This window comes from Brevibacterium pigmentatum, assembly GCF_011617465.1.
GTDB lineage: Bacteria > Actinomycetota > Actinomycetes > Actinomycetales > Brevibacteriaceae > Brevibacterium > Brevibacterium pigmentatum.
On sequence record NZ_CP050153.1, the window covers coordinates 3334465 to 3360352 of the forward strand.

At 67.0% G+C, this 25888-nt stretch carries 23 protein-coding genes; 5 read left to right on the forward strand and 18 right to left on the reverse strand.

What is annotated here, in order from left to right:
* Positions 1 to 42: 42 nt before the first annotated feature.
* The 5 genes from GUY30_RS15160 to GUY30_RS15180 form a co-directional block, all read right to left on the reverse strand.
* Entirely contained in the window at positions 43 to 1104 is a 1062-nt protein-coding gene (locus GUY30_RS15160; protein ID WP_167199338.1) for an N-acetylglucosamine kinase, read from the reverse strand.
* Positions 1101 to 2132 carry an N-acetylmuramic acid 6-phosphate etherase gene (gene murQ / locus GUY30_RS15165; protein WP_167199341.1) on the reverse strand — a complete coding sequence of 344 codons (1032 nt, stop codon included), beginning with the start codon at positions 2130 to 2132 and terminating at the stop codon, positions 1101 to 1103. Before murQ ends, GUY30_RS15160 begins: the two co-directional genes overlap by 4 nt.
* On the reverse strand, positions 2129 to 3637 hold the full coding sequence (locus GUY30_RS15170) for a sodium:solute symporter (RefSeq protein WP_167199344.1): 1509 nt from the start codon (positions 3635 to 3637) through the stop codon (positions 2129 to 2131). The genes murQ and GUY30_RS15170 overlap by 4 nt, the downstream gene beginning before the upstream one ends.
* 103 nt (positions 3638 to 3740) lie before the next feature.
* The gene (locus GUY30_RS15175; protein ID WP_167199347.1) at positions 3741 to 4946 is read right to left on the reverse strand and encodes an anhydro-N-acetylmuramic acid kinase; all 1206 of its coding nucleotides are present in this window, start codon (positions 4944 to 4946) and stop codon (positions 3741 to 3743) included.
* Positions 4943 to 5665, reverse strand: a complete 723-nt coding sequence (locus tag GUY30_RS15180) for a GntR family transcriptional regulator (RefSeq protein WP_167199350.1) — start codon at positions 5663 to 5665, stop codon at positions 4943 to 4945. Before GUY30_RS15180 ends, GUY30_RS15175 begins: the two co-directional genes overlap by 4 nt.
* 218 nt (positions 5666 to 5883) lie before the next feature.
* Between GUY30_RS15180 and GUY30_RS15185 the strand changes: the two genes are divergently transcribed.
* Positions 5884 to 6546 carry a 4a-hydroxytetrahydrobiopterin dehydratase gene (locus GUY30_RS15185; RefSeq protein ID WP_167199353.1) on the forward strand — a complete coding sequence of 221 codons (663 nt, stop codon included), beginning with the start codon at positions 5884 to 5886 and terminating at the stop codon, positions 6544 to 6546.
* 113 nt (positions 6547 to 6659) lie between these two features.
* Positions 6660 to 7700, forward strand: a complete 1041-nt coding sequence (mgrA, locus tag GUY30_RS15190) for an L-glyceraldehyde 3-phosphate reductase (RefSeq protein WP_167199356.1) — start codon at positions 6660 to 6662, stop codon at positions 7698 to 7700.
* A 13-nt stretch (positions 7701 to 7713) separates the two neighbouring features.
* Here the strand turns inward: mgrA and GUY30_RS15195 are convergent, their stop codons facing one another.
* The 10 genes from GUY30_RS15195 to GUY30_RS15240 all read right to left on the reverse strand — a co-directional run bounded on the left by GUY30_RS15195 (position 7714) and on the right by GUY30_RS15240 (position 19341).
* Positions 7714 to 8289, reverse strand: coding sequence for a hypothetical protein (locus GUY30_RS15195; protein WP_167199359.1), 576 nt, complete (start codon positions 8287 to 8289; stop codon positions 7714 to 7716).
* Positions 8290 to 8358: 69 nt separating this feature from the next.
* Positions 8359 to 9609 carry a phosphotransferase gene (locus tag GUY30_RS15200; RefSeq protein ID WP_167199363.1) on the reverse strand — a complete coding sequence of 417 codons (1251 nt, stop codon included), beginning with the start codon at positions 9607 to 9609 and terminating at the stop codon, positions 8359 to 8361.
* Positions 9606 to 10826 carry a phosphotransferase gene (locus tag GUY30_RS15205; RefSeq protein ID WP_167199365.1) on the reverse strand — a complete coding sequence of 407 codons (1221 nt, stop codon included), beginning with the start codon at positions 10824 to 10826 and terminating at the stop codon, positions 9606 to 9608. Before GUY30_RS15205 ends, GUY30_RS15200 begins: the two co-directional genes overlap by 4 nt.
* Positions 10823 to 12781 carry an ABC transporter ATP-binding protein gene (locus GUY30_RS15210; protein ID WP_167201125.1) on the reverse strand — a complete coding sequence of 653 codons (1959 nt, stop codon included), beginning with the start codon at positions 12779 to 12781 and terminating at the stop codon, positions 10823 to 10825. The genes GUY30_RS15205 and GUY30_RS15210 overlap by 4 nt, the downstream gene beginning before the upstream one ends.
* Positions 12778 to 13974 carry a glycosyltransferase family 4 protein gene (locus GUY30_RS15215; RefSeq protein ID WP_167199367.1) on the reverse strand — a complete coding sequence of 399 codons (1197 nt, stop codon included), beginning with the start codon at positions 13972 to 13974 and terminating at the stop codon, positions 12778 to 12780. Before GUY30_RS15215 ends, GUY30_RS15210 begins: the two co-directional genes overlap by 4 nt.
* Entirely contained in the window at positions 13971 to 15290 is a 1320-nt protein-coding gene (locus GUY30_RS15220; RefSeq protein ID WP_456061986.1) for a glycosyltransferase family 4 protein, read from the reverse strand. The genes GUY30_RS15215 and GUY30_RS15220 overlap by 4 nt, the downstream gene beginning before the upstream one ends.
* 82 nt (positions 15291 to 15372) lie before the next feature.
* Positions 15373 to 16692: a glycosyltransferase family protein gene (locus GUY30_RS15225; protein WP_228281438.1), complete on the reverse strand. Its 1320-nt coding sequence runs from the start codon at positions 16690 to 16692 to the stop codon at positions 15373 to 15375.
* A 75-nt stretch (positions 16693 to 16767) separates the two neighbouring features.
* Positions 16768 to 17427, reverse strand: coding sequence for a response regulator transcription factor (locus GUY30_RS15230; RefSeq protein ID WP_167199374.1), 660 nt, complete (start codon positions 17425 to 17427; stop codon positions 16768 to 16770).
* On the reverse strand, positions 17424 to 18923 hold the full coding sequence (locus tag GUY30_RS15235; RefSeq protein WP_228281439.1) for a sensor histidine kinase: 1500 nt from the start codon (positions 18921 to 18923) through the stop codon (positions 17424 to 17426). The genes GUY30_RS15230 and GUY30_RS15235 overlap by 4 nt, the downstream gene beginning before the upstream one ends.
* Positions 18913 to 19341, reverse strand: a complete 429-nt coding sequence (locus GUY30_RS15240; protein ID WP_167199376.1) for a hypothetical protein — start codon at positions 19339 to 19341, stop codon at positions 18913 to 18915. Before GUY30_RS15240 ends, GUY30_RS15235 begins: the two co-directional genes overlap by 11 nt.
* A gap of 129 nt (positions 19342 to 19470) precedes the next feature.
* On the opposite strand from GUY30_RS15240, the gene GUY30_RS15245 reads away from it, so the two are divergent.
* Positions 19471 to 20295 carry a DedA family protein gene (locus GUY30_RS15245; RefSeq protein WP_167199378.1) on the forward strand — a complete coding sequence of 275 codons (825 nt, stop codon included), beginning with the start codon at positions 19471 to 19473 and terminating at the stop codon, positions 20293 to 20295.
* 67 nt (positions 20296 to 20362) lie between these two features.
* Here the strand turns inward: GUY30_RS15245 and GUY30_RS15250 are convergent, their stop codons facing one another.
* Genes GUY30_RS15250 through GUY30_RS15260 form a run of 3 tightly spaced genes read right to left on the reverse strand, consistent with a single transcriptional unit; the run spans position 20363 to position 22424 of the window.
* Complete coding sequence (locus tag GUY30_RS15250; RefSeq protein ID WP_167199380.1) at positions 20363 to 21223, reverse strand: shikimate dehydrogenase; 861 nt, start codon at positions 21221 to 21223, stop codon at positions 20363 to 20365.
* Complete coding sequence (aroQ, locus tag GUY30_RS15255; protein ID WP_167199382.1) at positions 21220 to 21672, reverse strand: type II 3-dehydroquinate dehydratase; 453 nt, start codon at positions 21670 to 21672, stop codon at positions 21220 to 21222. Before aroQ ends, GUY30_RS15250 begins: the two co-directional genes overlap by 4 nt.
* Positions 21673 to 21674: 2 nt before the next feature.
* Positions 21675 to 22424 carry an IclR family transcriptional regulator gene (locus tag GUY30_RS15260; protein ID WP_167199384.1) on the reverse strand — a complete coding sequence of 250 codons (750 nt, stop codon included), beginning with the start codon at positions 22422 to 22424 and terminating at the stop codon, positions 21675 to 21677.
* A 241-nt stretch (positions 22425 to 22665) separates the two neighbouring features.
* Here GUY30_RS15260 and GUY30_RS15265 point away from each other — a divergent pair, with 241 nt between their 5' ends.
* Together GUY30_RS15265 and GUY30_RS15270 are read left to right on the forward strand one after the other, a co-directional pair.
* Positions 22666 to 23991, forward strand: a complete 1326-nt coding sequence (locus GUY30_RS15265) for an MFS transporter (protein ID WP_167199386.1) — start codon at positions 22666 to 22668, stop codon at positions 23989 to 23991.
* Positions 23988 to 25886 carry a bifunctional sugar phosphate isomerase/epimerase/4-hydroxyphenylpyruvate dioxygenase family protein gene (locus GUY30_RS15270; protein WP_167199388.1) on the forward strand — a complete coding sequence of 633 codons (1899 nt, stop codon included), beginning with the start codon at positions 23988 to 23990 and terminating at the stop codon, positions 25884 to 25886. The genes GUY30_RS15265 and GUY30_RS15270 overlap by 4 nt, the downstream gene beginning before the upstream one ends.
* Positions 25887 to 25888 lie beyond the last annotated feature (2 nt).

Below are 25888 nucleotides of genomic sequence, written 5' to 3' on the forward strand. Positions count from 1 at the left end.
CTGGAGACGACTTATTCGACTTTCGCGTTGGCTGACGCCTTGTCAGGTCCAGATGACCCTGTCCTGCGCGCTCAGCTTCCCACCGGCACCGAGGTGGCCCAGCGTGAGTGCCCCAACGAGCGGTCCGCCGGCGGGTTCCACGATGGTGACGTTCCGGTCCAGACGACCGGTTTCGGTGCGGAATCCCTCGACGAGGTGGCTCCCTGCGGCGGCGACTCCCCCGGTGAGCGCGATGCGCACGGGTTCTTCTGTACTTCGGTTATCTGCGGACGCGGCGGCAGAGAGCGGGGTGCCGCCGGCAGGGGCCGATGTCGACAGAGCGTTGATCCGGTGGGCCGTGCGCGCGGCGGCGATGGCGCTGCGAGCCGCTTCCTGTCCCGCCTCACGGAGCAGTTCGGCCGATGCTGTATCGCCGACTCGAGCCGTCTCGGCGATGTCGACTGCGAATTCGGCAAGCAGTCCTGCACGGTTGTTGCGGGTATAGAACTGCCCCGGCCACGAGGCAGGTGGTCCGAACCGTCGGGAGGCGGCTTCAAGCAACGCACGCCCTCGTTCGTCGATTCCGTCGTGCGTGCGCAGAGCGAGTTCGAGTCCCTGTCGGCCGAGCCAGGCTCCGCCCCCGCGATCGCCGAAGAGGTGCCCCCAGCCGTCGGCGCGTGACCAAGCTGATGACCAGGTGCCTGATTCGTCCGGCCCCGGATGAGCGATGGCAATGGCCCCGGTTCCGAGCACTGTGATCGCCCCACCGGTCCCGCCGAGTGCGCCGAGGTGGGCGGTCACAGCATCGATGGCGGCGACCGCCGGCACTCCATGCTCGGCAGAGATCTCCGCCAGGACGGCGGAAGGATCTTCGGCGAGCGATGCGATGCCGGTCGCGCCGATGCCGATGCCGCTGACCTCTGAGAAACGGTCGGGCCAGGTCTCGGCGGCCGACCTCACGAGTTCCCGGACAACGTCGAGGACCGTGCTGCCGCTCGATCCGATCTCGATGCGAGTGCCGGTGAGTTGGTCGATGATGCGTGGGGCGGACCCCGCGTCATCGACCTCGCCGAGCGCGGCCCGGCTGCCGGTGCCGCCGATGTCGATGCCGAGAACGAGGGTCATGCGCCCACGGTACCCGGGCCGGTGTCGTCCGGTCCGGAGGCCTTGTCCGACTCGGTTGGCGCATCTGCACCGACGAGTTCGGCGATCGCTGCCCTGACCGAACCGTCATGGGTCTCCAGGGTCGACGCTGCCAGGGAGGGGGCCGCCTCGGTGAAGGAGACGACGATGGCGGTCTTGAGATCGCCGTCGCAGCGCTCGAGCAGGGTCCGCGCGTCGGCATCGCCCAGGTCGGCGGCTTCGCGGAGGATGCGCACGGTGCGTTCGCGCAGCTTCGCGTTCGTCGCGACGACCGAGACCATGAGGTTGTCCCAGGTGCGGCCGAGGGCGACCATGAGCGCGGTCGAGAACCCGTTGAGGGTGAGCTTCTGCGCGGTGCCTGCCTTGAGGCGCGTGGAGCCGGTGATCACCTCGGGACCGGTGTCGAGCACGATATGAACATCGGCTTTCGCGGCCAGGGAGGCGTGCGGGTTGTTCGAGATGAGCACCGTGTGGGCACCGTTCGCCCGTGCCGCGTCGAGCGCCCCGCCGACGTAGGGGGTCGACCCGCTCGCGGCAATGCCGATGGCCACATCGTCTGGCCCGAGCTCCGCACCGGCCGCGGATCCGTCGGCACCGGAATCCTCGGCGTTCTCGACGGCGTTGACCAGGGCCGCCTGACCACCAGCGATGTGTCCGATGACCCGGCCCGGCTCGAGGTTGAACGTCGGCAGGAGTTCGCTCGCGTCGAGGACTCCCAACCGTCCCGAGGTGCCCGCGCCGAAGTAGTGGACACGACCGCCTCGGCGCATGCGGTCAGCGGCAATGTCGACGAGTTCGGCCAGCTGCGGCAGGGCAGCGGCGACCGCATCGATGACCGCGTGGTCTTCGGCGTTGAGGACTCGCAGCACCCCGAGGGTGTCGAGGTCGTCGAGGCCGGAGCTCGCCGGATTGCGCTGCTCCGTCGGTGACAGGGGACGTCCGGTCGACTTCGCCGGCGTCGATTCCGACGGCGGGGACGGGCGGGCTGAGCCCGGCTGGGAGGAGGTCATGGACGGGTGCTTCCTTCCGCCTCGGCGATGGTGGGTTCTTCGACCTTGGTCTTGTGGCGCAGACCGAGCAGGCCGCCGACGATGAAGGTGACGATGACACCGAGCAGCGGGTACCACTGCCACGCGACCCACACCTCACCGGTGACGTACTTCTCCATGACGAAGAAGAACGCGTTGACGGCCACGGCCAGGGCGAACGCGATGTTCGCATCGACGGCTCGGGCCCGTTTGTTGACGATGCCGAAGACGAAGGCACCGAGCAGACCGCCGTACGTGATGCCGGCGATGCCGAGGGCAACGATGACGATGTTGCCGGAGTCGGATTCGAAGACCGTGGCAGGCAGGATGAACGCGATGCCCCAGCCGATCGTCGCCCAGCGGCCGACCTTGAATCCCTGTTCGTCGGTCATCGGGGTGCGCTTGAGCTTCGCGAACACGTCGTTGACCGTCGACGACGACAGGGCCGACAGCGACGAGGACAGCGTCGACATCGCGGCGGCGAGGATGCCGGCCAGCAGCAGTCCGGAGATTCCCGTGGGCAGGCCTTCGATGATGAACAGCGGGAAGATCTCGTCGTCGCGGGTCAGACCGAGGTCCGCCGGCAGCGCGTGATCGTAGTACGCCCACAGTGCCAGGCCGACGAGGAGGAAGATCGCGAACTGGACGACCACGACGAAGCCCGAGGTGATGAGGGCCTTCTGCGCCTCGATCTTCGACCGGCACGACAGCAGACGCTGGACGATGAGCTGATCGGAGCCGTGCGAGGCCATGGCGAACACGGCACCGCCGAGCACCGATGGAATGAACGAAGTGTCTGCGGAGATCGGGTTGCCTTCGAAGACGAAGATGTTCGCCTTTCCGGCTTCGACCGCCTCGGCGAACCATCCGCCGCCGATCGATGCGGAGATGATGATGATCGCCAGGATCCCGCCGAGGACGTAGAGGATCATCTGCGCCACATCGACCCAGACCACGGCCTTGATGCCGCCGATGAACGTGTACACGATCGTGACCAGGGAGAGGACGACGATGATGACAAAGTAGTTCGTGTGGATGCCGAGCCCGTCGAGGATGACCTTGAGCGGGATGGCCGCGGCGAGCACGCGGATGCCGTCAGCGAGCAGGCGGGTGAAGAGGAAGGTCACGCCGGCCGTGGTCTGCGTCGACTGGCCAAAGCGTTTGCCGAGGTAGGCGTAGGCGGTGATCATCTCGCCGTCGTAGTAGCGCGGCAGCATGAAGTAGGCGACGATGACGCGGCCGAGGATGTAGCCGAGTCCCAGCTGCAGGTAGTTGAGGTCGCCGAGGTAGCTCATGACGGGGATGCCGATGACGGTGAGCGCGCTCGTCTCGGTGGCGACGACGGACAGGCAGACGGCCCACCACGGCAGGTCGCGCCCGCCGAGGAAGTAGCCCTTGAGGCTGCTCTGCTTTCCGCTCAGCGCCAGTCCCAGCCACGCCGTTGCGACGAGATAGGCGACGATCACCAGGAGGTCGATGATCTGCATTGGTCTCTCCTTGTCGGGGGTGTGGAGTGTGTCGGGGTCAGTTGTGGAGTTGTGGTCGGGTTGTCAGTGGGGCCGTACGGGCGGTGCCGGTGACGGCCGCGGGTCAGTCGCTCAGCCTCAGTCGGGTGGGTCGCCGGTGGAGGGGCTCGGACAGATGCAGCGGCCCGTCACCGGGTGTGAACCGGCCCGCGATGCGCGGCCCGGTCGCCCCGGTCAGGCTCGGCGCGGTGCCGTCGAGTCCGTGCCAGCTCAGCCATCCGAGAAGCGCCATGAGCAGCGCTTCCTTGCTGCCTTCGGGCAGGCCGAAGGCCTCATCCGTGCTAGTGAGGGTCACACCTTCACCCAGTTCCTCGTCGAGGCGGCGCATGAGTTCCGGATTCCTCGTCCCACCTCCCGAGGCGATGACGGTGGTGACATCGTGGTCTCGTGCCGCCTCGGCGATGGTGCGAGCGGTCAGCGCCGTGACCGTGGCGATCTGATCATGCTCGCCGAGGTGGGGGTGGGTTTCGAGGAATGAGTCGAGGTAGGCGGCGTGGAAGAGTTCCTTGCCCGTCGATTTCGGAGCCGGGCGGCCGTAGAAGGGTTCGGTCAGGAGCGCGGTGAGCAGGTCCTCGTCGACAGTGCCTGCCGCGGCGAGTGCGCCGTCACGGTCATAGCTCTGCCGGCCGTCGGTGATGCGGCGGGCGAGGATGTCGATGAGGGCGTTGGCCGGGCCTGTGTCGAAGGCTATGGGGGCCTCACCGGGAGCGATGACGGTGATGTTCGCGATTCCGCCGAGGTTGAGCACCGCGGTCGGAGTCTCGACGTCGGAGAGCAGAAGAGAATCGAGCAGGCCGACGAGTGGGGCGCCCTGCCCTCCGGCGGCGACATCGCGGGACCGAACATCGGAGAGCACAGGGACTCCGAGTCGTTCGGCGATGAAGGCCGGCTGCCCGAGCTGGAGGGTCGAGGTGGCGAGGCCGTCGGTGATGTCGTGACGAACCGTCTGTCCGTGGCTGACGACGAGGTCGGGTGAGAGGTCATGGTCGGTGCAGAGTTCCGACAGAGCCTCGGCGCAGAAACGGCCGAGGCGGGCGTCGACGCTGCTGACCAGGGACAGCGGAAGGTCTGCCGGTTCGAGGAGGCGGAGGATGTCGGCGGCGAGCTGGTCGTCGAACGGGGTTTCGCGTTCGGCGAGGATCCGCACGGTCAGGGTGGTGGGATCCGCGCCGACGAGGTCGGAGCCGACGGTGGGGTCGGGCATGAACTCGGCGATGACGAGGTCGAGGCCATCGGCGGAGGTTCCGGTCATGAGTCCGGCGATGATCATGGCTGCTCTCCTCCTGTGTGGGCGGGGACGGTCAGCTCGGTGCGGACCTTGTACCGGTCGCCGCGGTAGACGGAGCGGACGAATTCGAAGGGCCGGTCATCGGCGCCGCGGGAGATGCGTTCGAACAGCAGCGCAGGTGAGAGCTCTTCGACCCCGAGGTGCTGGGCTTCGCCAGCGTCGAGAAGGGTCGGTTCGATCGTCTGCATGCTGTGATTGAGGCTGATGCCGAAGTTGCGGCGCAGCAGCTCGTAGAAGGACTGGTTCTCGAGGTCATCGGCGCTCAGCCCCGGGACGAGGGCGGAGGGGACGTGGAGTTCCTCGAGGGCGATCGGTTCGTCATCAGCCAGGCGCAGGCGCAGGATCGCGATCACTTCGTCGTCTTCGGCGATGTGGAGGCGGCGGGCGATGTGCGCGCCCGCCTCGGCGGTGTCGAAGCTGAGGATATGGGACCCGGGCCGCATTCCGCGGGCGAGCATATCCTCGGTGAAGGAACTCGCGGCCAACGGCTGATCGAGCTTCGGCCCGAGGGCGAAGACGCCGGTGCCGTGACGCCTGCGCACCATGCCTTTGGCGACGAGTTCGTCGATGGCGCGGCGCAGGGTCATCCGCGAGATGCCGAGGGTCTCGGCGAGCTGTCGTTCCGGAGGGAACTGCTCACCGGCGGCCATGCCCTCGAGGCGGTCGAGGAGCTGGTCGCGGATGGCGTGGAATTTCGTCACGACACTATTGAGGCATAGGACACACCACTAAATCAAGACCAGTGGTCTATTTTGCGTCGCGGCATCCGCTCACTCAAGGCTTGGCGCGGATATGTCGTCGTCGACGACGCGATTTACGCGCCCCCGCTTGATCGACGCACGTTCAGCCCGAGGGATGCTTTTGGCGGCGGACGCACAGGGGGGTTCACGCGGGACCGGTGAGTCCCTAGCATGAAGCCATGACTGCATATACCGGACAGAATCTGCTCGCAGCACTCGACTCCGAAGGACTCGGCGACTGGCAGGGCCTGCCGGACTGCATCGGTGCCCGGTTCCTCACCGGCGATTTCGCGACCGGGCTCGATCTCGTCACCGAGATCGGCAACCTCGCCGAGGCGGCTGGCCACCATCCCGATGTGACCCTGACGTTCCCACACGTCGATATCAGACTGACCAGCCACGACACCGGTGCCGTGACCGAACGCGATCTCAACCTCGCCGGTCAGATCAGCGAGGCGGCCGCCTCGGCGGGAGTGAAGGCGGATCCGAGCGTCCCTGCGCTGCTCGAGCTCGGCCTCGACACCGCACATCAGGAAGCCATCGCCCCGTTCTGGGCGGCGCTCCTGACCGGGGACGCGAGCAACGTCTCCGGCCCCGACGTCATCGATCCCGCCGGTCAGATGCCGCTGCTGTGGTTCCAGGACTGCGAAGAGCACGAGGTTCCGCACCAGCGTCTGCACGTCGACGTCTCCGTGCCGGCGGCGGTCGCACCAGTTCGGATCAAGGCCGCGGTCGAGGCCGGAGGCACGATCGTCGACGAATCCCAAGCGCCGTCTTTCACCGTCCTCGCCGATGCTGACGGCAACCGCGCATGTGTGTGCACGCTGGCGGGACGGGACTGACCCTACCGCCGGCGGCCATCCGGACACTGCCGGATCGCGCCGCGGCGGCTCACTGGCTGCGTCCACGCATATTAGGCTGAGAGCACAGACATTCCGGCAACCCAGGAGGACGTGTGTACCAAGCCGCCGAGAACCGCTACGACTCGATGACCTTCCGCCCGGTCGGCCGGTCCGGGCTCGTCCTTCCCGCCCTGTCGCTGGGACTGTGGCACAACTTCGGCGATGACGTCGCCTTCCAGAACCAACGCGACATCGTCCGACGTGCCTTCGACATGGGCATCACACACTTCGACCTGGCGAACAACTACGGCCCTCCTCCGGGTTCGGCGGAGACGAACTTCGGCCGACTGCTGCGCGAGGATCTCCACCCTTACCGCGATGAGCTCATCATCTCGACGAAGGCCGGCTGGAACATGCACCCGGGCCCCTATGGAGGTCCCGGAGGCAGCCGCAAATACCTGCTGGCCAGCCTCGATGCATCTCTGCGCCGGTTGGGCCTCGACTATGTCGACATCTTCTACTCCCACCGCCCCGATGCATCGACGCCTCTCGAAGAGACCATCGGCGCACTCGATACCGCAGTGCGGTCGGGTCGTGCCCTCTACGCCGGCATCTCCTCCTACTCGGCTGCCGATACTGCCCGGGCTTCGCAGATCGCTCGCGACCTGGGCACTCCCCTGCTCATCCACCAGCCGTCGTACTCGATGATCAACCGCTGGATCGAAGACGACGGACTGCTCGCGACCACGGACGAGGAGGGACTCGGCGTCATCTGCTTCTCCCCGCTCGCCCAAGGCCTCCTCACGGATAAGTACCTCGGCGGAGTTCCTGACGATTCGCGCGCCGGCAAAGCGAAGCCGTCATTCAAGGACGGGTTCCTCAGCACAGACAACCTCTCCCGGATCAAGTCTCTGGACGACATCGCCGCCGCCCGTGGACAGTCCCTGGCACAGATGGCCCTGGCCTGGGCGCTGCGCGACGAACGAGTGTCCTCGCTGGTCATCGGGGCCAGCCGCGTCGAACAGCTCGAACACAATGTGGCAGCCCTCGACGCGGCACCCTTGGGTGACGATGAGCTGAAGGCGATCGACGAGTTCGCCGTCGATTCCGGCGTCGACATCTGGGGAGACGCCCGCCGCAGCACCGCCGAATGAGGTGCCGCCGCACTCAGCGGTGAAGTTCGACGGGGATCGAATACGGTGCGAGGAGCCCCCGCAGCTGATCGACGAACTGCGAGAAGCTCGCGGGGCTTGTGCGCATCGAAAGGTCGCCGCGGATGTCCGGTCCGCTGCGCCGATGGATGACGAATTCGTGGATGGTCCGCGATCTGCCGACCCGCGTGGCCGCCAGCTCATTGCCTGCGGTCTTGGCCATGGTCGTCGACCATTGGATCGGCCGGGGCCCGATGCGAGCGTGGATCGAGACCAGATCCGCGTAGGGCACCGAGCCCATTCCGACCACCGAGACTCCGTGCACATCGACGGTGAGCACCGGCTGCTGCGGTGCCTTCCGCAGGGATCGTACCCGACGGAGAATGACGACGGCGACAATCGTGAAAACGACTCCGCACACAGTGATTCCGCCGCCGATCCCCCACCTTGCGATGGCTTTGCTGCCAGAATCAGCCGTGGGGATCGCGTCGAAGATGAAGCCTCCGAACAGCAGGAAGCCGAGGCCGCAGAGCAGTGCCCATCCGCCGATGATCACGCAGACGATCCCGACGATCTGCGAATACCGTGACATCCTTCGCACGGCACGGGGATTCGCCGGCAGCACCCACCTGTCCCGGTCACGCACCAACATGCGCCCAGATCAGCGTGTCGACGCCTGCCTGCCCACTGACTCGGACCGGCTCGCTGCGACGGCATCGAGCAGCGCCCCCGTGCGATCGCGCCAGGCTGGCCGGAATGCGTAGACGCAGGCGAGCCGGATGAGGGTGGCCCGTTCGTAGACGTTCACCCTGACCGGGTCGGTCTCCGCCGCCGAGGCGGCTCTTGTGATCTCGTCGATGACCACGGCCGCCTCGGCGGGGGTCCACAGTCCCTGCATGGTGCGCCACCGGGCATGTGCGCGGAGGTTGCCGAGATCGAGTGCGCGTTCGCCCAGGCACGCCGTGTCGACGTCGAGCAGTCCCGGCCCGGCGATCGGATCCCACATGATCTGCTTGTCGTGCAGATCCCGGTGGATGAGCCCGATCGATCGTTCCCTCGCCGAGGCGGCCCCGTCGTCGAGTTCGGCCGTGACCTCTGCGATGAGTTCGTCCACACCGAAGAGCACCGTTTCCGTCTGGTTCAGAGTCTGCGTTTGTGTCTGGAGCCGTGTCTGCGCCTGGTGCGGAGTCTGCGCCTGCGCACTCTCCGCGGATTCGAGCATGGGGCGAGCGCGTTCACGCCAGGTATGGAGAACCTCGACCTCGGCGGCAGCATCATGGATCGGCATCGACGACGAGGACGCCGCCGGCGACAGGTGCGCCCCTGCCTGAGCCCAGGCGTCGAGGGATTCGGCCCAGGCGCGTGACCAATCCGCGCCGAGCTCGGCAGGCTCGTGGAGTTCGACCCCGGGCACCACACCGAGCACAACGGTCGAAGAATCGGACCGGAGGACCTGCGGGAGGGTAAAACCGGGAAGGAATCCAGCGGCCCTGCGCTGTCCTGCGAGGACGTCGGACGCCTTTCCGTCGCGGACACATTTGGCGAAGCTGCCGTCGGGCAGGCGGACGACGGCGCGCTTGCCCGGCCGGTGAGAGACCAGGCGGCCGCCGCTATCGAGCAGCCTGGCGAGTCCCGGCAGCTTCGGATCTCGATCCGCGGCGAGGACCTTCACGCCGTATGCATCGAGGTAGCCGACTCGGATCCCGTGGTCGGGAAGCGTCGCCTCCCAAGCGATTCGACCGTCTCCTGCGGGCCAGGCTCGGCGCACGGTCCAGTCCTGTCCGTCGATCGTGACGGCATCGGGAATGTACAGAGTCGGCGCCCCTGTCGCGACCCGCTGCATCTGGCCCAACATCGTCTCACCCTGCTTCCTACCGGTCTGCTTCACCGCCCCCAGATTCGTCGCGGTCATGATGCGACCTGCGTTGTCGGGACTTTCTCGTCCAGGGCGGTACGTGCGAGGTCGACGATCCTCTTGGTCTCGTCTCTCCAAGGCGCGGAGCAGCTGCGCCAGGGCTCGAGTGCGGCCACGAGCATCGCCCACGCCGTCCAGGCACCTGGGTCGACCACTTCGCCGCCCGCGGATCGGTAGCCGTCGAGGAACGGCCGTTCGAGTCCGTTCTGCACTGGGTCGACACGACAGGCAGCGATCCACCGGCCCAGGTCCACCCCGACCGGCCCATACCCGGTTCGGTCGAGGTCGATGATCCGACACTCGGAATTCGCCAGAAGCACCTGGTCAGGGCTGAGATCTCCGTGGATCTCCCGCAGTTCCCGACTCGGCCCGAGGCGGCGGCTCAACTCAGCCAACAGCTCGGCAAAGACCGTCTCTCGTTCCGGGAGCAGCCGGACCAGTGACCGACCGACGGTCTCGAGCTGGTCGAGCGGAGAGCCGATCGCACGTCCGTCCTCGCCTGCCACAGCGCTTCTGTGCAGTTCGGCGATGATCACGCCGACCTCCTCGGCGATGTTCGGATCCGGGCGATCGCGCAGGTCACCGGTCCCCCACCACGGCGAACGCGTGGCCGTGTCACGTCCGCCGACGAACTCGACCGGCAGACTCGGAAGGTCCGCCCGCTGCCACCGCTGCCCCGCCTCGACGAGGTGGAGCTGGGAATCGCCAGCGATCCGCACGATCTCCGGCAGCCCATCGATCGGGGTGTGCTTGAGCAGCAGCCGCCGGGCGGGGTTGTATCCGATGATCTCCAGATCCCCGCCGAGGTGGTCGAGCGTCCGCGCCACATGCTTCCCGATCCTCGGGTCGGCCAGGACTCCACCGCTGACTAGGACGGCACCGGTTGCACCGGCCGACCGTGGATCGGCCGCCTCGTGGACGGTCAGGTCCTGCCCGTGCCGGGCAGCTCGTCGCCGCGCATTGGCGAGTTTGTCCGGGCTCGTCATCACCGCAGTGAATCCCCAGTCCGCGAACTCGCCGAGGTGGCCGGGCTCGTCCCGCTGCCACGCGACGATGGCGCTCTGCCCCGGTTTGACGCGGATCCGGCGGGGCCGGACCGCAAAGCCGAGGCGGTGGGAGAGGCCCTCCGCCGATCGCAGCTCATCGATATAGGGCAGCATCGCGAATCTCGAGCCCGCGAGGTCGTTCACTGGATCGGTAATCGATGCGGTCATGATGAGGCTCCTGCATAGCGTGGTGAGCTGCCGACGGTGGGCGGCACTGTCGGGCGAGGCCCTGCACCCGCTGGCAGCACGGGTGGACGCGGGTCTGCTTCCGCCTGCAGCACGGTCGGAGCCGGCGTCGCCTCCACCGGTCGGCTCGGCACGCTGCCGGATTCGTCCGCCTGCGAGCGGATCCATCGGGCGAAGCGTGAGTCCGCGACCGCGGCCAGCTCGCTCGGTGCCCCGTCTTCGACGATCTGTCCGTCCTCGAGCCACACCACGCGGTCGAGTCCGCGGATCATCGCCACGTCGTGGCTGATGACGATGCTCGTGCGCCCCTGTGTCAACGCGGACACGGAGTCGGCCACCTCGGCGCGGGTCTGCGGGTCGAGGCCCGTCGTCGCTTCGTCGAAGACGACGACCGGGGCGTCGCGGACCAGCGCCCGGGCGATGGCCAGCCGCTGCCGTTGCCCTCCCGAGAGCGTGTCTCCGCGGTTGCCGAGTTCGGTGTCGTAGCCGTCGGGGAGGGAGCGGATGAACTCATCGGCTCGCGCCGCGCGGGCGGCGGCGACCACCTCGGCGTCGGTGGCGTCGAGCCGGCCGTAGCGGATGTTCTCGCGCACGCTCGCGGCGAAGAGCACGGACTCCTGGAGGAGGACGGACACGTTCTGCCGCAGGGAGGCGCGAGTGACGTTGTGGGTGTCGTAGCCGTCGAGGTAGATCGACCCGGAGTCCGGCTGCGACAGTCGCAGAAGGTAGCTCATCAGGGTCGACTTGCCGGCCCCGGATGCACCGAGGATGCCGACCTTCTGACCGGCCGGAATGAGCAGATCGAGTTCGTCGAACAGCGGCCGCCCGTGCCCGTCGGTCGAGGTGACCTGGTTGAAGACGACGTCACCGCAGACCGGACCCATGGTCACGGCATCGGGTGCGTCGGCGATCTCGACGGGTTCGTCGAGGAGGTCGGCGATCCGCTCCCCCGAGGCGGCCGCGCGGGCGATCCGGCCGGTGTACTTGGCCATGTCCCGCAGCGGTTTCATCGCGATCTTGAGGTAGAGGAGGAAGAGGACGAGGTCGCCCGGGGACATCGCCCCGCGCAGGACCTGCCACCCGCCGAAGGCGAGCACAAGGGCCTGCGAGATGCCGACGAGGACGTCGGTGGAGCGTTCGAGTCCGGCGGCCAGACGGCGTGCTCGCACCCCCGCCTTGAGGGCGCGTTCGTTGCCGTCGGCGAAGTCGCGGGCCACGGTCTTCTCGAGTCCGTAGGCCTGGACGACGCGGATGGCTCCGAGCGCCTCGGCGGCGGATCCGACCAGACGGCCCTCGCCCTTGCGGGTGGATCGGGAGGCCTTCGTGATCTTCGGGGTCGCCACCTTCGACAGCAGTCCGTACACCGCGGCGGTGGCGAGCACGATCGCGCTGAGAACCGGGTCGAGGACGACCATGACGACGAGGAGGACGGCGAGGGTGATGACATTGCCGACCAGCGGCAGGCCTGCGGTGACGGCGACCTCCTGCAGCCGCCCGATGTCACCGACGAGTCGCTGTGAGGTATCTCCGATCGACGCCTTCGAGTGGTAGCGCAGCGACAGGGACTGAACATGGTCGAACACGCGTGAGCGCAGCTGGGTGGCCACGCGGGCGCCGACGAGGGCGAAGCAGATCGTCGACGCGTAGTTCGCCGCGGCCCGTCCGCCGACGATGACGGCCAGTCCGATGGCCACGACCGCGAGCGTGGTGCCGACTCCGGCGTCGAGTCCGAACGTCGGTGCGATCTGGGCGCCCAGAGCCGCGGTGACGGCGTCCACGGCGATCTTGATCGGCCATGGTTCGAGGATGCGGAAGACGACGTCGGCCAGCAGGGCGGCCATTCCGCCGATGATCAGCCACGTGTGCCGGCGCAGGTGCGGGCGGATGATCCGCAGGGTCCGCCGCAGCGCCGACGCGGTCAGCTTCTTCCCCGTCATGAGATCACCGCCGGGGTTCTGGGTCTCGACCCGACCGGCGCGAGGATCTGTTGGCACCGGCGAGTCCAGGAATGGCTGGTCAAAGCCTCTTCCCGAGCGCGCTGCCCCATCGTCGCACGCAGTTCGGCATCGTCGATGAGTCTCTGCAGCGCGTCGGTGAGGTCCGCGGTGTCGGCCGGGTCGGTGAGGATCGCGGCCCCGGTGTCTGCGAGCACGCCGGGGATCGCGCCGACCGCCGATGCGACGACGGGCAGGCCCGCCGCCAGATATTCGTAGACCTTGAGCGGTGAGAAGTAGTTCTCGCCTGCTGGGTACGGGGCGACCGCGATGTCGAATTCGCGCAGAGCCTGAGGCACCGCTTCCGGCGCCAGCGCACCGTGGAAGCGCACTCGTCCTCCCAACCCGAGCCTGCGCACCTGGTTCTCGAGCGCCTCGGCTTCGGGGCCGTGGCCGACGATGTCGACGCGGAAGTCCCCGACCAGACCAGCGCAGGCGGCAAGGAGCCGATCCGTGCCGTGCCAGGGTTTGAGCGTGCCGACGAACCCGATCCGCACCGGACCGTGTTCCTGACGGATCCCATCGCCGAGGCGGTCGTGACCTTCCGCAGGGGTGATCCGTTCCGTGTTCACTCCGTTCGGGACGACGCTGACATCGTCGAGGCCGGGATAGTCTCGGCGGACCCAGTCCGCGACGAGTTCGCTCACGCATACGATGCGTTCGGCTCCGGCGAAGCTGGCCGCGGTGGCGCGGGCGGCATGTTCGGTATGGACGAGTCCGCGGTGGGTGCGCTGCTCGTCGAGCAGAGGCGCATTGACCTCCATGATCAGGGGCACGTCGAGGCGCTGACTGATCCGAGCCCCTGCGGTGGAGAACAGGGAATACCGTTCGTAGACGAGGTCGAAACCCTGCCCCGAGGCGGCCACCGTGTCCGTGACCATGTCGGCGAGCATATCGGACAGCCGCAGCAGGGCGATCTCACGCTGGGAGCGGTCGAGGCCGCACGGCACCTCGAGTCGGGTGACGTCGAGATCGGCGAGGTCGGCGGGCACGTCGTCATCGGTGCGAGTGCAGAAGACGCTGACCTCGTGACCGAGTGCTCGGAAGGTGCGCACGACCTCCTGGACATGGACGCTGGCCCCCTTCGTGCCGAAGACCCCGATGCCTGAGTCGAGCAGGACATAGGCGATTCTCATGACACTGACTCCATTTCACGAACGGACTCAAACTCGGTGGTCGCGGCCGTGGTCGGAGCGGCCGCGACCTCGCTCGCTGCGACCGCCGCACCGGCCCGATCGTCGAAGCGGTCGGCCGCACGATCGGCGGCCGCGGCCGCGAGACGTCCGAGCCGACCGGCCTGGACGGTCGAGTCGTGCAGGCGGCTCACGCGGTCACGGGCGGCATCGGTGACGGCACGGATTCCGGCGGGGCCCGTACGCAGGGCGGCGACCACCTCGGCGATGGTGGAGGCGATGTTCTGCTCATCGGTGCCGTCGACAAGCCACCCGGTGCGACCGTGGTCGATGACCTCGGGCACTGCGGTGACGGTGCCGGCGATGCAGGGAATTCCGGTGGCCATGCCCTCCAGCAGCACTGTGGGCAGGCCGTCGGCGTTGCCGTCGGAGCCGATGACGAATGGGGAGACGAGGATGTCGTGGTCGGTGAGCATGTCACGGACCTCTGCCTGGGTGAGCGCTCCGTGGAACGTCACGAGCTCATCGAGCCCGAGCGTGCGGGACTGCGCGCGCAGCTCCTCCTCCAAGGGGCCCGTGCCCACGAGATCGAGGCAGCAGCTCGTTCCCTCGTCCCGGAGGCCGGCGAGCGCGTCGAGGAGGTGGGTGAACCCCTTCTTCTCGACGAGGCGGCCGACAGCCAGCAGCGAGGGAACCTCGCCCGTTGCTCCCTGCCTGGGCCGGTACGGGAAGCGGTCGAGTTCGAGGCCGTTGCGCACGACGACGATCCGGTCGGCCAGCTCGGGCCCGAGCACCGTGGACAGGTAGCGGCGATTGAATTCGCTGATCGCGATCACATGGTCGGCGTCCGCGGTCTTGCGGGCGAGGTCGGTGAGCACGACATCCTCGTGGAAGATGTCCTTCGCATGCGTGGTGAAGGAGTACGGGATCCCCGTCAGCGCCGAGGCGGCCCGGGCCACCGTCGTCGCCACCGACGCGAAGTGCGCGTGCAGGTGCGTCACTTCGTGGTCGAGTGCCAACCGGGCGAGGGTGAGCGCTTGGATCACATCATCGTGGCTCAGTTCCATGAGCTCGCCGAGGTGGCCCGGCACTGCCGCGGCCACGCGCGGTTCCGCTGCGGCCTCGGCGAAGGTCCGCCAGAAGCTGCGGGCGCTCGAGGGCCGATCGATGTGGATGACCTCGGCGCGGACGCGGGCGAGTTCGGGGTGGAAGCGGGTGTCCGTGCTCGGGCGCAGGGAGAAGATCACGAGGTCTTCTCCGGCGGCTTCGCGGGCGAGGATCTCGGAGACGATGAAGGTCTCGGAGAACCGCGGGTACATCTTGAGTACATAGGCACGGCGGCCGGACTGTCGTGCCTGCGGTGTTGACGCCGCTGCCGGCGTCGAAATGGTGTGTGTCTGTTCAGACAGCATGGCTGGTCTCCTCCAAGGTGATGGGCAGACGGGCGGATGAGGCTGTGCCGCGAGGCGCGGTCGGTCGGTGCGCCGCTGTCGGTGCGGCTTCGGGGACAAAGGCCGGCGCCTCGGCGCGGGCATCGGCGATGAGTCCGGCCGCCAGGCGCGGCACGGTGGTCAGACCCGTGAGGTCGATATGGGAACGATCGGTGGGACGTCCGACTCGGTCGGCGAACCATTCGCTGAGCACCTCGGCGTCGAGGCTGTCGATCGTGTGGGCATCGACCGCGCCGGCAGCGGCGAGGGCGAATGCCCGTCTGGGCTGCTCGGCCCGGTGTCCCTTGCGTGGGACGACGAGTGCCGGAGTGTCGGTGGCCATCAGTTCGGCCAGAGTGTTGTACCCGCCCATGCACACGACCGCCTCGGCGGAGGCGACGAGTCCGGGGATGTCTTTGTGGTGGCGGATGACGGTGGTGGTCGCACCGGCGCGCGCACGCAGTCGGTCGAACTCCTCGGTGTCCATCTGCGGACCGGTGACGATGAGGTGACGGTGACCATCGGGCGGTTGTGCGTCGACGGCGATGGAGGCGAGGCTGCCGCCGTCGGATCCCCCGCCGAGGCAGGTGAGGACGAAACGCTGGGATCCGACCCCTGGAGACTCGGTCCCGGCCGACCCGACGCGCGCCGCCTCGACTCCCTCAGGAAGGGCACAGCCGTCGTCGGGACGGTCCTGGGACAGGTAGCCGGTGGTGACGGCCCTGGCCGCCAAGGTCGCGGGAACTTCGCCGGTGGACCGGGGATCGTAGACGTCCGGGTCACCGTAGATCCAGACTTCATCGAAGGCATCGGCCACGCGTGCAGGTCCTCCGACCTTCTCCCATTCGGCGTCGATGACCGACGGGGTGTCAAGGACTTCGCGCAGACCGAGGACCGTACGGCCGCCGTGGCCGCGGACCTGGTCGATGGCCGCGGCGAGTTCGCCGCCGATGCCGAACGGATGCCGGTCGACGATGAACAGCTCGGGTCTCTGCTGGTCGAGGATCGCGGAGACCGCCGCCGCCCGCAGCGCCCGCAGACCCTGCATCGAGGAGGCGAGCGCCCGTGGGACATAGCCGCCGGGTGCGGGAGTGACTCCGGGCAGGATGACCCAGTCCCAGCCATCGGGCAGGTCGAATCGCGCGGCCTCGGGGCTGCTGGCGATGAGCAGGCCGGAGACCTCTCGGCCGGTCAGTGCCGGCAGGTCCCGGGCGAGCGCGAAGGCCAGAGCCCGGTTGCGGCGGATGTGGCCCAGTCCCAGCGAGTCGTGGGAGAACAGTGCGACTCTCAATCGTCTTCTCATACATCTCAGCTTGTCGGCTGTGATTAAGATGAAATTAAGACGCGGATGAGAAAGATCTTAGGTTCAGTCCACGCGGTATCCGAAGCCGCGCACGGTGGTGACGAAATCAGAGCCGAGCTTCTTGCGCAGGTACCCGATATAGACGTCGACGACGTTCGATCCGGGGTCGAAGTCGAATCCCCACACATGGGAGAGCAGCTGTTCGCGTGAGAGGACGTTGCCGCGGTTGCGCAGCAGGATCTCGGCCAGCGACAGCTCCCGGGCCGAGAGTTCGACGAGACGGTCATCGACCCACACCTGCCGTTTGAGCAGGTCGATGCGCACATCATCGCGGATGAGCTCCGTGACCTCCTGCCCCTGCGGGCTCTCCTTGAGCCGCAGACGGACCCGAGCCAGCAGCTCCGCGAACCGGAAGGGTTTGATCATATAGTCGACCGCCCCGGACTCGAGGGCATAGATCGTGTCGTCCGGGTTGTCCCGGGCGGTGAGCACGAGCACGGGAAGTTCGGGCCGCCGCTCGCGCAGCTGGCCCAGCACGCTGAAGCCGTCGAGACCGGGCAGACCGATGTCGAGGATCACGAGCGTGAAGTCGCCCGTCAATGCCAGGTCTCGTCCGGTGAAGCCGTCGGCGGCGATCTGCGGGCTGAATCCGGCGGCGGTCAGGCCCTTCGAGATGAAGGCGGAGATCCGCTCTTCGTCCTCGATCACGAGAATGCTCTTCACTTGTGTCCTTTCGGCAGGATCATGCGGAACTGTGCACCGATGGAGGTCTGGTCGAGAACGACTCTGCCGCCATGCGCCTCGGCGATGGCGGAGATGATCGACAGCCCCAGCCCGAAGCCGGCCCCGTCGGTCGAGCCGCGGCAGAAGCGGTCGAAGATGTCCTCGGCGATCTCGTCGGGCACCCCTTGGCCTTCGTCACGGACCCAGATGTGCACGGATTCGGCGTCGTCGCGGGCACCGAACACGATCACCTGGCCGTCCTCGGTGTGCTCGACGGCATTGGCCGCCAGCTGCAGGAGCGCCTGCGTCAGGCGCTGTCGGTCCCCGTGGAAGCTCAGCGATTCGGGCACCTCGAGGCCCCATTCCCGGTCCCCGAGCCCCTTGGCCTTCGCCAGGGAGTCGGACACGACCCCGCTGAGGTCCACCTCGGCGAAGCGCACGAAGTCAGGGCGTCGGGCGCGGGCCAGCAGGAGCAGCTCTTCGACGAGGCGGCCCATCCGATCCGTCTCATCGAGCAGCATCGCCCGGGTCTCCTCGACGTCACCGACGTCCTCTGCATTCATCGTCTCGAGGTGACCGCCGAGGATGGTCAGCGGGGTGCGCAGCTCGTGCCCGACATCGTCAAGGAACCGCCGCTGCGCTTCGAAGGCGGCTTCGAGACGGTCGAGCATGTCGTTGAACGTGTGCCCGAGTTCGGCGATGTCGTCGTGGCCCTTCGTCTCCAGGCGGCTGCTGAGATCACCGCCGGAGATCGACTGCGCGGTCCGCCTCAGCTCGGTCACCGGAGACAGCAGCCTCCGCGCCAGGAGTGAGGAGAGACCCGCGATGAGCAGGGTGGCGGCGAGCGCGACGACGACGTAGATCTGCATGATCTGTCCGAGGTCGGCATGGCTGGCCGTGACGTTGTGGACGACGACGAAGGCTCCGACCCCATTCGTCGCGGCCGCTCCGCCCGCCACTTCGCTGATGCCCTCCGTGCGGTCTGTCGGGTCGGTGGGCGCGGCCTGGGTATCCGTGTTCGTGCCCGTTGCCGCCTCGGTGCCGGTGATGGGCAGGACGAAGCCTTCGTATTCGACGTCGCCGACGGTCAGGCGGATCTCCCCGCCTTTCTCCGCCGCCCCGGCCACGGCTTCCTCGAAGGCGCTCGAACTGCCGAGAAGGTCCTTCGGTTCACCCTGGTAGAGCACCCTGCCGTCAGTGAGGAAGGAGAAGAGCACCTCGTCTTCGTCCGGCCTGTTCTGGGCGAGGAAGTTGCTGAGGATCTCATCGACGGAGGTGAACGGTTTGCCTGTCTGCGGATCGATCCCGTTCTCGGAGAACGTTCGCATCTCGTCGATCTCTTGGGACATCGAGGCGGTGATTCGGCCGGAGACGTTGTTCGACTCCACGGTGTAGAGGATGAGGCCGACGATGGAGAGAGTGAGGACGGACAGCACGGCGACGGTGATGGTCAGGCGGTTCTGAACGGTCAGCCCGACGCGCCGTTCAGTCGTCATCGTCGTCGTCCCCGTCATCGCCGTCGTCCCCGTCATCGCCGTCGTCGCCGTCGTCGCCGTCGTCGTCCCCGCCGCCGGGGACTTCGCGAGGCGGGTTCGGCACCGGTTCGTAGGAGTGCTCGATCTCCTGCGGGTCCTTCGAGTCCGCATCTCCGGACTCGCTGCCCTCCGATGCGCGGCCGTCGGCGGCGCTGCTATCAGATGCGCTGCCGTTGGAGTCTGCCTCGACAGAGCTGTCGGCATCGGCTTCGGAATTCTTCGGCTCGGAGGTCTCCGTCGGTTCGGGGGTGACTTCCACCGGGCTGAGATCCGGCGGTTCTGATTGGGTGGTGTTGCGCACGATGAGCACGGTCAGCAGTGCGAGCATGACGACGAGACCGGCCACAACCCCGCCGAGGATCTTCGATCGTCCACCCATACCGTCCACATTGCCCAAGGCCCGCGGCAAAGTCGAGCCGGAGGCGATGAGAGTCTTCTTAAGTGGAGTGAACGGTTGCCTGTGATACCGTAAGCGCCGACCGCCACGACGACCCGCAGGAGCCCACCGATGAGCGACGATCGCGCGGACCGCGACGAGGCAGAGCCCGTATCTGCAGACTCCTCATCGACGACGTCCGACGCCACCGAGCCGGCCGCCGGCTCCGATGCCGCTGCTGGTCCCGAGGCGGAGGCCAAGGAGAATCCGTGGGCGGCGATCAAACCCTGGCAGGGCAAAGCTGCCGGCCTCGACAAGCTGCTGCTGTTCATCATCATCGGCGTCCCTCTCATCTACCTCGGCCTCATGCCGCTGCGACCGTGGATGCTCGTCAATGCCCCGGTCGTCCAGGAGTTCATCAACGGTGCGAAGACCTCGATCGTCGCGGCCGCCGCCTATGCCCGGGTCGGTGAGATCCCGCTGTGGCTGGTCATCGTCGCGGGCTTCGTCGGCATGGCCAAACTCGATTGGGCGTTCTGGCTGGCCGGGCGCCGCTGGGGCGACGGTGTGCTGAGGCTCTTCGCGCAGAACGAGCGCCAGCTCAAACGCATCAACCAGCTGAAGAAGATCCCGAACTGGGCACTGTTCCTCATGACGCTGATCTCGCGCTGCCCGGGAATCCCCGGCACGCTCGTCTACCTCGTCGTCGGGTGGACCCGGATGCGCCTGTCGCTGTTCCTCGTCGCCGACCTCCTCGGCTGCCTCATCTTCACTCTCATCTGGACGTTCCTGGGCTATCAGCTCGGCGAGGCCGCCGTCGACATCCTCGAGGTCATCGACAAATACGCACTGTGGCTGACCCTGGCCCTCATCGTCGGCATCTTCGCCATCAGCTTCTTCAAGGAATACCGCAAGCAGAAGAAAGCCGAAGCCGCCGGCGACACCTCCGAAGACTGACTGTGCGCGCCTGGCCGGAAGCCGGTCAGGCTCCGCGGGTCAGGCGCCTCGAATCAGGCTCGTCGTGTCAGGCGCCGAAGGACAGGAACGTCTCGCGCATGCGCTGCGGGTCCGCCTTCTGTCCGCTGAAGAGTTCGAACGCGTCGATGGCCTGATTGACCGCCATCCCCGATCCGTCGAGCGTGCGGCAGCCCTTCGCCCTGGCTTCGGCGAGCAGCTGCGTCTCGAGCGGGAAGTACACGACATCGGCCACCCAGGTCTCCGATCCGAATGCCGAGGTGTCGACCGGGGTTCCCGGGTACGCCTTCATCCCCACCGGGGTGGCGTTGACGATCCCCTGCGCCGAGGCGGCCGCCCCTCCCAGCTCATCGAGTCCGATCGCTCTCGCCCGGGTTCCGACCGAGGTCGCTGCGACGATGTCCGCGGCCAATCCGTCGGCACGCTGCACATCGGTGTCGGCGATGACGAGGTCGCCGATCCCGAGTTCGGCGAGGGCGAACCCGACCGCACGGCCGGCTCCACCCGCACCGATCTGCACGACCGCCTCGGTGGCGGCACCGTCCAATCCGGCACGGAATCCGGCGGCGAAACCGGTGACGTCGGTGTTGTACCCGGTCGTCCGGCCGGCACCGTCGATGACGACGGTGTTGACCGAATTGATGCGCGCGGCCACCGGATCGACCTCATCGAGGAGGCCGATGACCTGCTGTTTGAACGGGTGGGTGATGTTGAGTCCGTCGAAGCCGAGCCGGACCGCGCCGGCGAGCAGCTCCTCGAGTCCCACCTCCGCGAGGCGGGGTGTGCCGATGTCGATGGTGCGGTAGATCGTGGGGATGGAGTGCGCGGCGCCTTCGTTCTCGTGCATCCGCGGGGTGCGGGAGGCGGAGATGCCGTCGCCGATGAGGCCGAGGAGGAGGGATGAGGTCATAGTCTCGCTTTCGCGTTCGTGAGGTGGTCGACGAGGATCTCGATCGCGTGGACGTAGCCCATTGCGCCGGCTCCGGCGATGACGGCTGCGGCCACGGGTGAGAGGTACGAGTGGTGGCGCACGGCTTCCCGGGCATGCGGGTTGCTCAGGTGCACCTCGATGATCGGGTGGTCGTAGGATTTCAGCGCATCGTGCAGGGCCAGGGAGGTGTGCGTGTACGCTCCGGCGTTGATGATCGCGCCGACCGTGGAGTGCCGGGCGGCGTGGACGGCGTCGATGAGCCCGCCCTCATGGTTGCTCTGGATGCAGCGGACGCCGAGTCCCGCCTCGGCGGCGGTGTCGGCGCACATGGCCTCGATATCGGCCAAGGTGGTGCGGCCGTAGATCTCCGGTTCGCGTTCTCCGAGGAGGTTGAGGTTGGGGCCGTTGAGGACGAGGATCTCAGGCATGGTCACCTCGGGAACCGGGCGGCGATGGCTGCCGCGGTCTCAGTCAGTTGGGGGACGAATCCGATGAGCGCGTCGAGGCTGCGGCGGAAGACCGGTGCGGCGAGCGCGAGCGAGGCCAACAGCGTGCCGTCGAGGTCGAAGACAGGCACGGCCAGGGCGTTCATGCCGATGTCGTTCTCTTCGGACTGTCCCGCCCACCCATCGGTGCGGATCTGTTCGAGGCGCTTGAGCATCTTCTGTGGGTCGGTGATCGAGTTCGGGGTGCGGGCGGTCAGCTCGAGGGCACCGACCGTGGTGTCGGCGTGCGGATCGTGGGCGAGCAGAGCCTGACCGATCGCCGAGGTATGCAGCGGAGATTCGTCTCCCGGATCGGTGGTCGTGCGGAACTGCGGGCCGTCGACGGTGAGCACGGTCAGTGCCGCATTGCCGCGACGCACGGCGAGGATGCTCGATTCGCCGGTCGACGCCGTCAGTTCCTGCAACAGGCCCTTCGTCGCTCCGGACAGTCCCTGTCGGTGCGCCACCTTCTGTGCGAGACGGAAGACCTCCATCCCGAGGGAGTAGATCTTCGTGCGTGCGTCGAAGCTCGCATAGCCGGATTCGACGAGTCCGCCGAGGAGACGGTAGGCCGTCGAGAACGGGTAGCCGGTGGTCTCGGCGGCCTGAGCGGCGCTGACCCCCTCGGATGAGTCTCCGAGGAGTTCGAGCATCTCGAAGGTCTTCGTCACCGAGTTCGAGCCCTTGGGCGGCATGCTTCGCCTCCTTGCGTTGCTGTGTCGGTTCGGTGGTACTGGGCAGTGTGGGCATAGAAGTCATGTGTCCGGAAAGCAGACTTCCTGCGTTCCACGTTGACAGGCTATGTCATCTCAATCACACTGTAAACCACAATGTAACAATGATTGCCACACTATGGCAATAAAACGTCGGCCTGATGACCGCTCGACAGCGCTGAGGCCGCCGCCATGTCCCTGAGAGTGAGAGATGCGAGGAAGCATGAGCAACGCGATCGAGGAAGCTCGCCCCACGAAGAAGACACCGCTGCGCGCGGCCCTGTCGAGTTGGACGGGCTCTGCACTGGAGTACTACGACTTCGCGGTCTATGGAACCGCGGCGGCACTGGTGCTCAACACTCTGTTCTTCCCCGAGACCACCGCGCCGGGAATCGCCATTCTGCTGGCCATGGGCACAGTCGGTGTCGCCTATGTCGTGCGACCGCTGGGCGCGCTCATCATGGGGCCACTCGGTGACCGCTTCGGTCGCAAGTTCGTCCTCATGCTCACCTTGTTCATGATGGGCATCTCGACCTTCGTCGTCGGCTGCCTGCCGACCTATGATCAGGTCGGAATGCTCGCTCCTATCCTGCTCGTGCTCTGCCGCATCATCCAGGGCCTGTCGGCCTCGGGCGAACAGGCGAGCGCGATCTCCGTCTCCCTCGAGCATTCGGCCGAGGAGAAGCGGTCGTGGACGACGAGCTGGACGCTGCACGGCACCCAGTTCGGCACCCTGCTCGCCACGGCAGTCTTCATTCCCTTCACCGCCTTCCTGCCGGACGATGCACTGTTCAGCTGGGGTTGGCGCGTACCGTTCTGGCTCTCGGCGATCGTCGTGCTCACTGCCTGGCTCATCCGTCGCGGACTCGACGAGCCGCCGGCGTTCAAGGAGGCGCGCGCCGACAACCCGCCGCTCATGCAGGTCTTCCGGTGGCATAAGGCCGCGGTCGTCCGCGTGGCCGTATGCGCCATGGTCAACACCGTGAACATGGTCTTCACCGTCTGGTCACTGTCGTTCGCCACGTCGATCGTCGGACTCGAACGGTCGACCATGCTCCTCGTCTCGGTCATCGCCAATGGTGTCGCTCTGTTCGCGATTCCGGCTGCCGCACTGCTCTCCGACCGGTTCGGCCGGAAACCGGTCTTCATCACCGGCGCCGTCGGGTCGGGCCTCATGATGTTCCCGTACCTGGGCGCGGTCTCGGCCGGGAATTGGCTGCTCATCTTCCTCTTCGGCGCCATCATGTCCGGCTGCGCTTATTCGCTGGCCAATTCGATCTGGCCCTCGTTCTACGCCGAGATGTTCCCGACGACGGCACGAGTGACAGGATTGGCCTTGGGCACCCAGGTCGGATTCGCGGTCTCCGGTGGCTTGGCTCCGGTGCTCGCTTCCGCTGTCGCCGGTGCCGGAGGAGAGAATTGGGTATCGGTCGCCGCCTTCACCGCGGGTGTCTGCATCGTGGTCGGTCTTGTTGCACTGACGGCGAAGGAGACGAAGGGACTGAGCCTGGAAGAGATCGATGTCGTCCATGAGGAAAGGTCACGATGAGAACCTCGATTGCCACGGTGTGCCTGTCGGGCACGCTCGAAGAGAAGCTGCAGGCTGCCGCGACGGCAGGGTTCGATGGGGTCGAGATCTTCGAACAGGACCTCATCGTCTCCCCCAACTCCCCCGAGGCGACGGCGGCGCTGGCTGCCGGTCTCGGGCTGAGCCTTGACCTCTATCAGCCCTTCCGTGATTTCGAAGGCGTCGATGAGGAACAGTTCGCCGCCAGCCTGGCCCGGGCCGAGGCGAAGTTCCAGCTGATGAAGCGAATGGGCGTGAGCACGATCCTGCTTTGCTCGAACGTGGCCACCGCGACCATCGACGATGATGAGGTCGTCGTCGATCAGCTGCGCCGCCTCGGCGATCTGGCCGAGAAGTACGACGTGGACGTTGCCTACGAAGCTTTGGCCTGGGGCCGCTTCGTCTCCGAATACGATCGCGCCTGGGATCTCGTGAAAGCCGCCGACCATCCGCGCATCGGCACTTGCCTCGACAGCTTCCACATCCTCTCCCGCGGCACGGATCTGTCCCGTATCGCCGAGATTCCGGGCGAGAAGATCTTCTTCCTCCAGCTCGCCGACGCCCCGGCCCTATCGATGGACGTCCTCAGCTGGTCCCGCCACCACCGCGTGTTCCCCGGTGAAGGCGCCTGGGATCTCACGGACTTCCTCACTCGCGTCGCTCTGACCGGTTATGCCGGACCGGTGTCGCTTGAGGTCTTCAACGATTCCTTCCGTCAGGCCGACACCCAGCGCACCGCTCTCGACGGCCTGCGATCTCTGCGGTGGCTCGAAGCCGATGTGTCTGCCGCGCGCGCTGGAAGCGATCGGGTGCGGCTCGATCTGCATCCCCTGCCGCAGGTCTCGGAGCCTCGAGGCATCGACTACGTCGAGCTGAGCACCGATGATCTGGGCGCACTCACCCGGCAGATCCATCAGCTCGGTTTCCGATTCGTCGGCTTCCACCGCACGAAACCACATGTGCAGCTGTGGCGGCGCGGCCAGGCTCGAATCGTCGTCACCGAATCCACCGATTCAGCGATCGACCCCGCCGTTCCGGTTGCCGAATCTGCCAGTCCAGCAGCCGATTCCGCTGCGTCCGGGACTCATCTGCGAGGCATCGGCTTCGCAGTCGATGAAGCCGATGCCGCGATGGAACGCGCGCTTCTGCTTTCGGCCACCGAGGTCCCCCGCGAGCAGGCTCATGACGAAGAGGTGCTGCGCGGGGTCTACGCGCCCGACGGGTCGGAGGTCTTCTTCGGTGATGGAACCGGTGAGGATCCGCAGTGGACCGGCGAATTCGGCACCGTCCCTGACGACCGACAGTCGACGATCGACCACATCAACCTCGCGCAGCCTGCCCATCACTACGACGAAGCAGTGCTCTTCTATACCTCCCTGCTCGCGCTGAACGCACTGCCGTCCCAAGACGTACCGAGCCCATCCGGTCTTGTGCGCTCTCAAGTGATGTCGAGTGCGGACGGGGCGGTGAGGATGCCGCTCAACGTCTCCCCCGATCACAGCCCGAACGCACTGAGCCGAGGCGCCGGGTCACCCGGAGAGACTTACCCGGAGCATGTGGCCATCGCCTGCGATGACATCTTCACTGCGGCAATGACCGCGGTCGCGCGAGGCTTGAAGTTCCTGGCAGTGCCGCAGAACTACTATGAGGACCTGGCCGCACGCTTCGACCTCGCACCGGAGCTGCTGGACCGGCTGCGCGAGCACAATATCCTCTATGACCGTGACGACCGCGGCGAGTTCCTACATTTCTACACATCGACGATCGGCTCGGTGTTCTTCGAAATGGTCGAACGCCGCACCGGCTATCTCGGCTTCGGCGCCCCGAACGCGCCGGTGCGGCTGGCAGCCCAGTATCGGCGGAATTCGGAGAGCTGAGC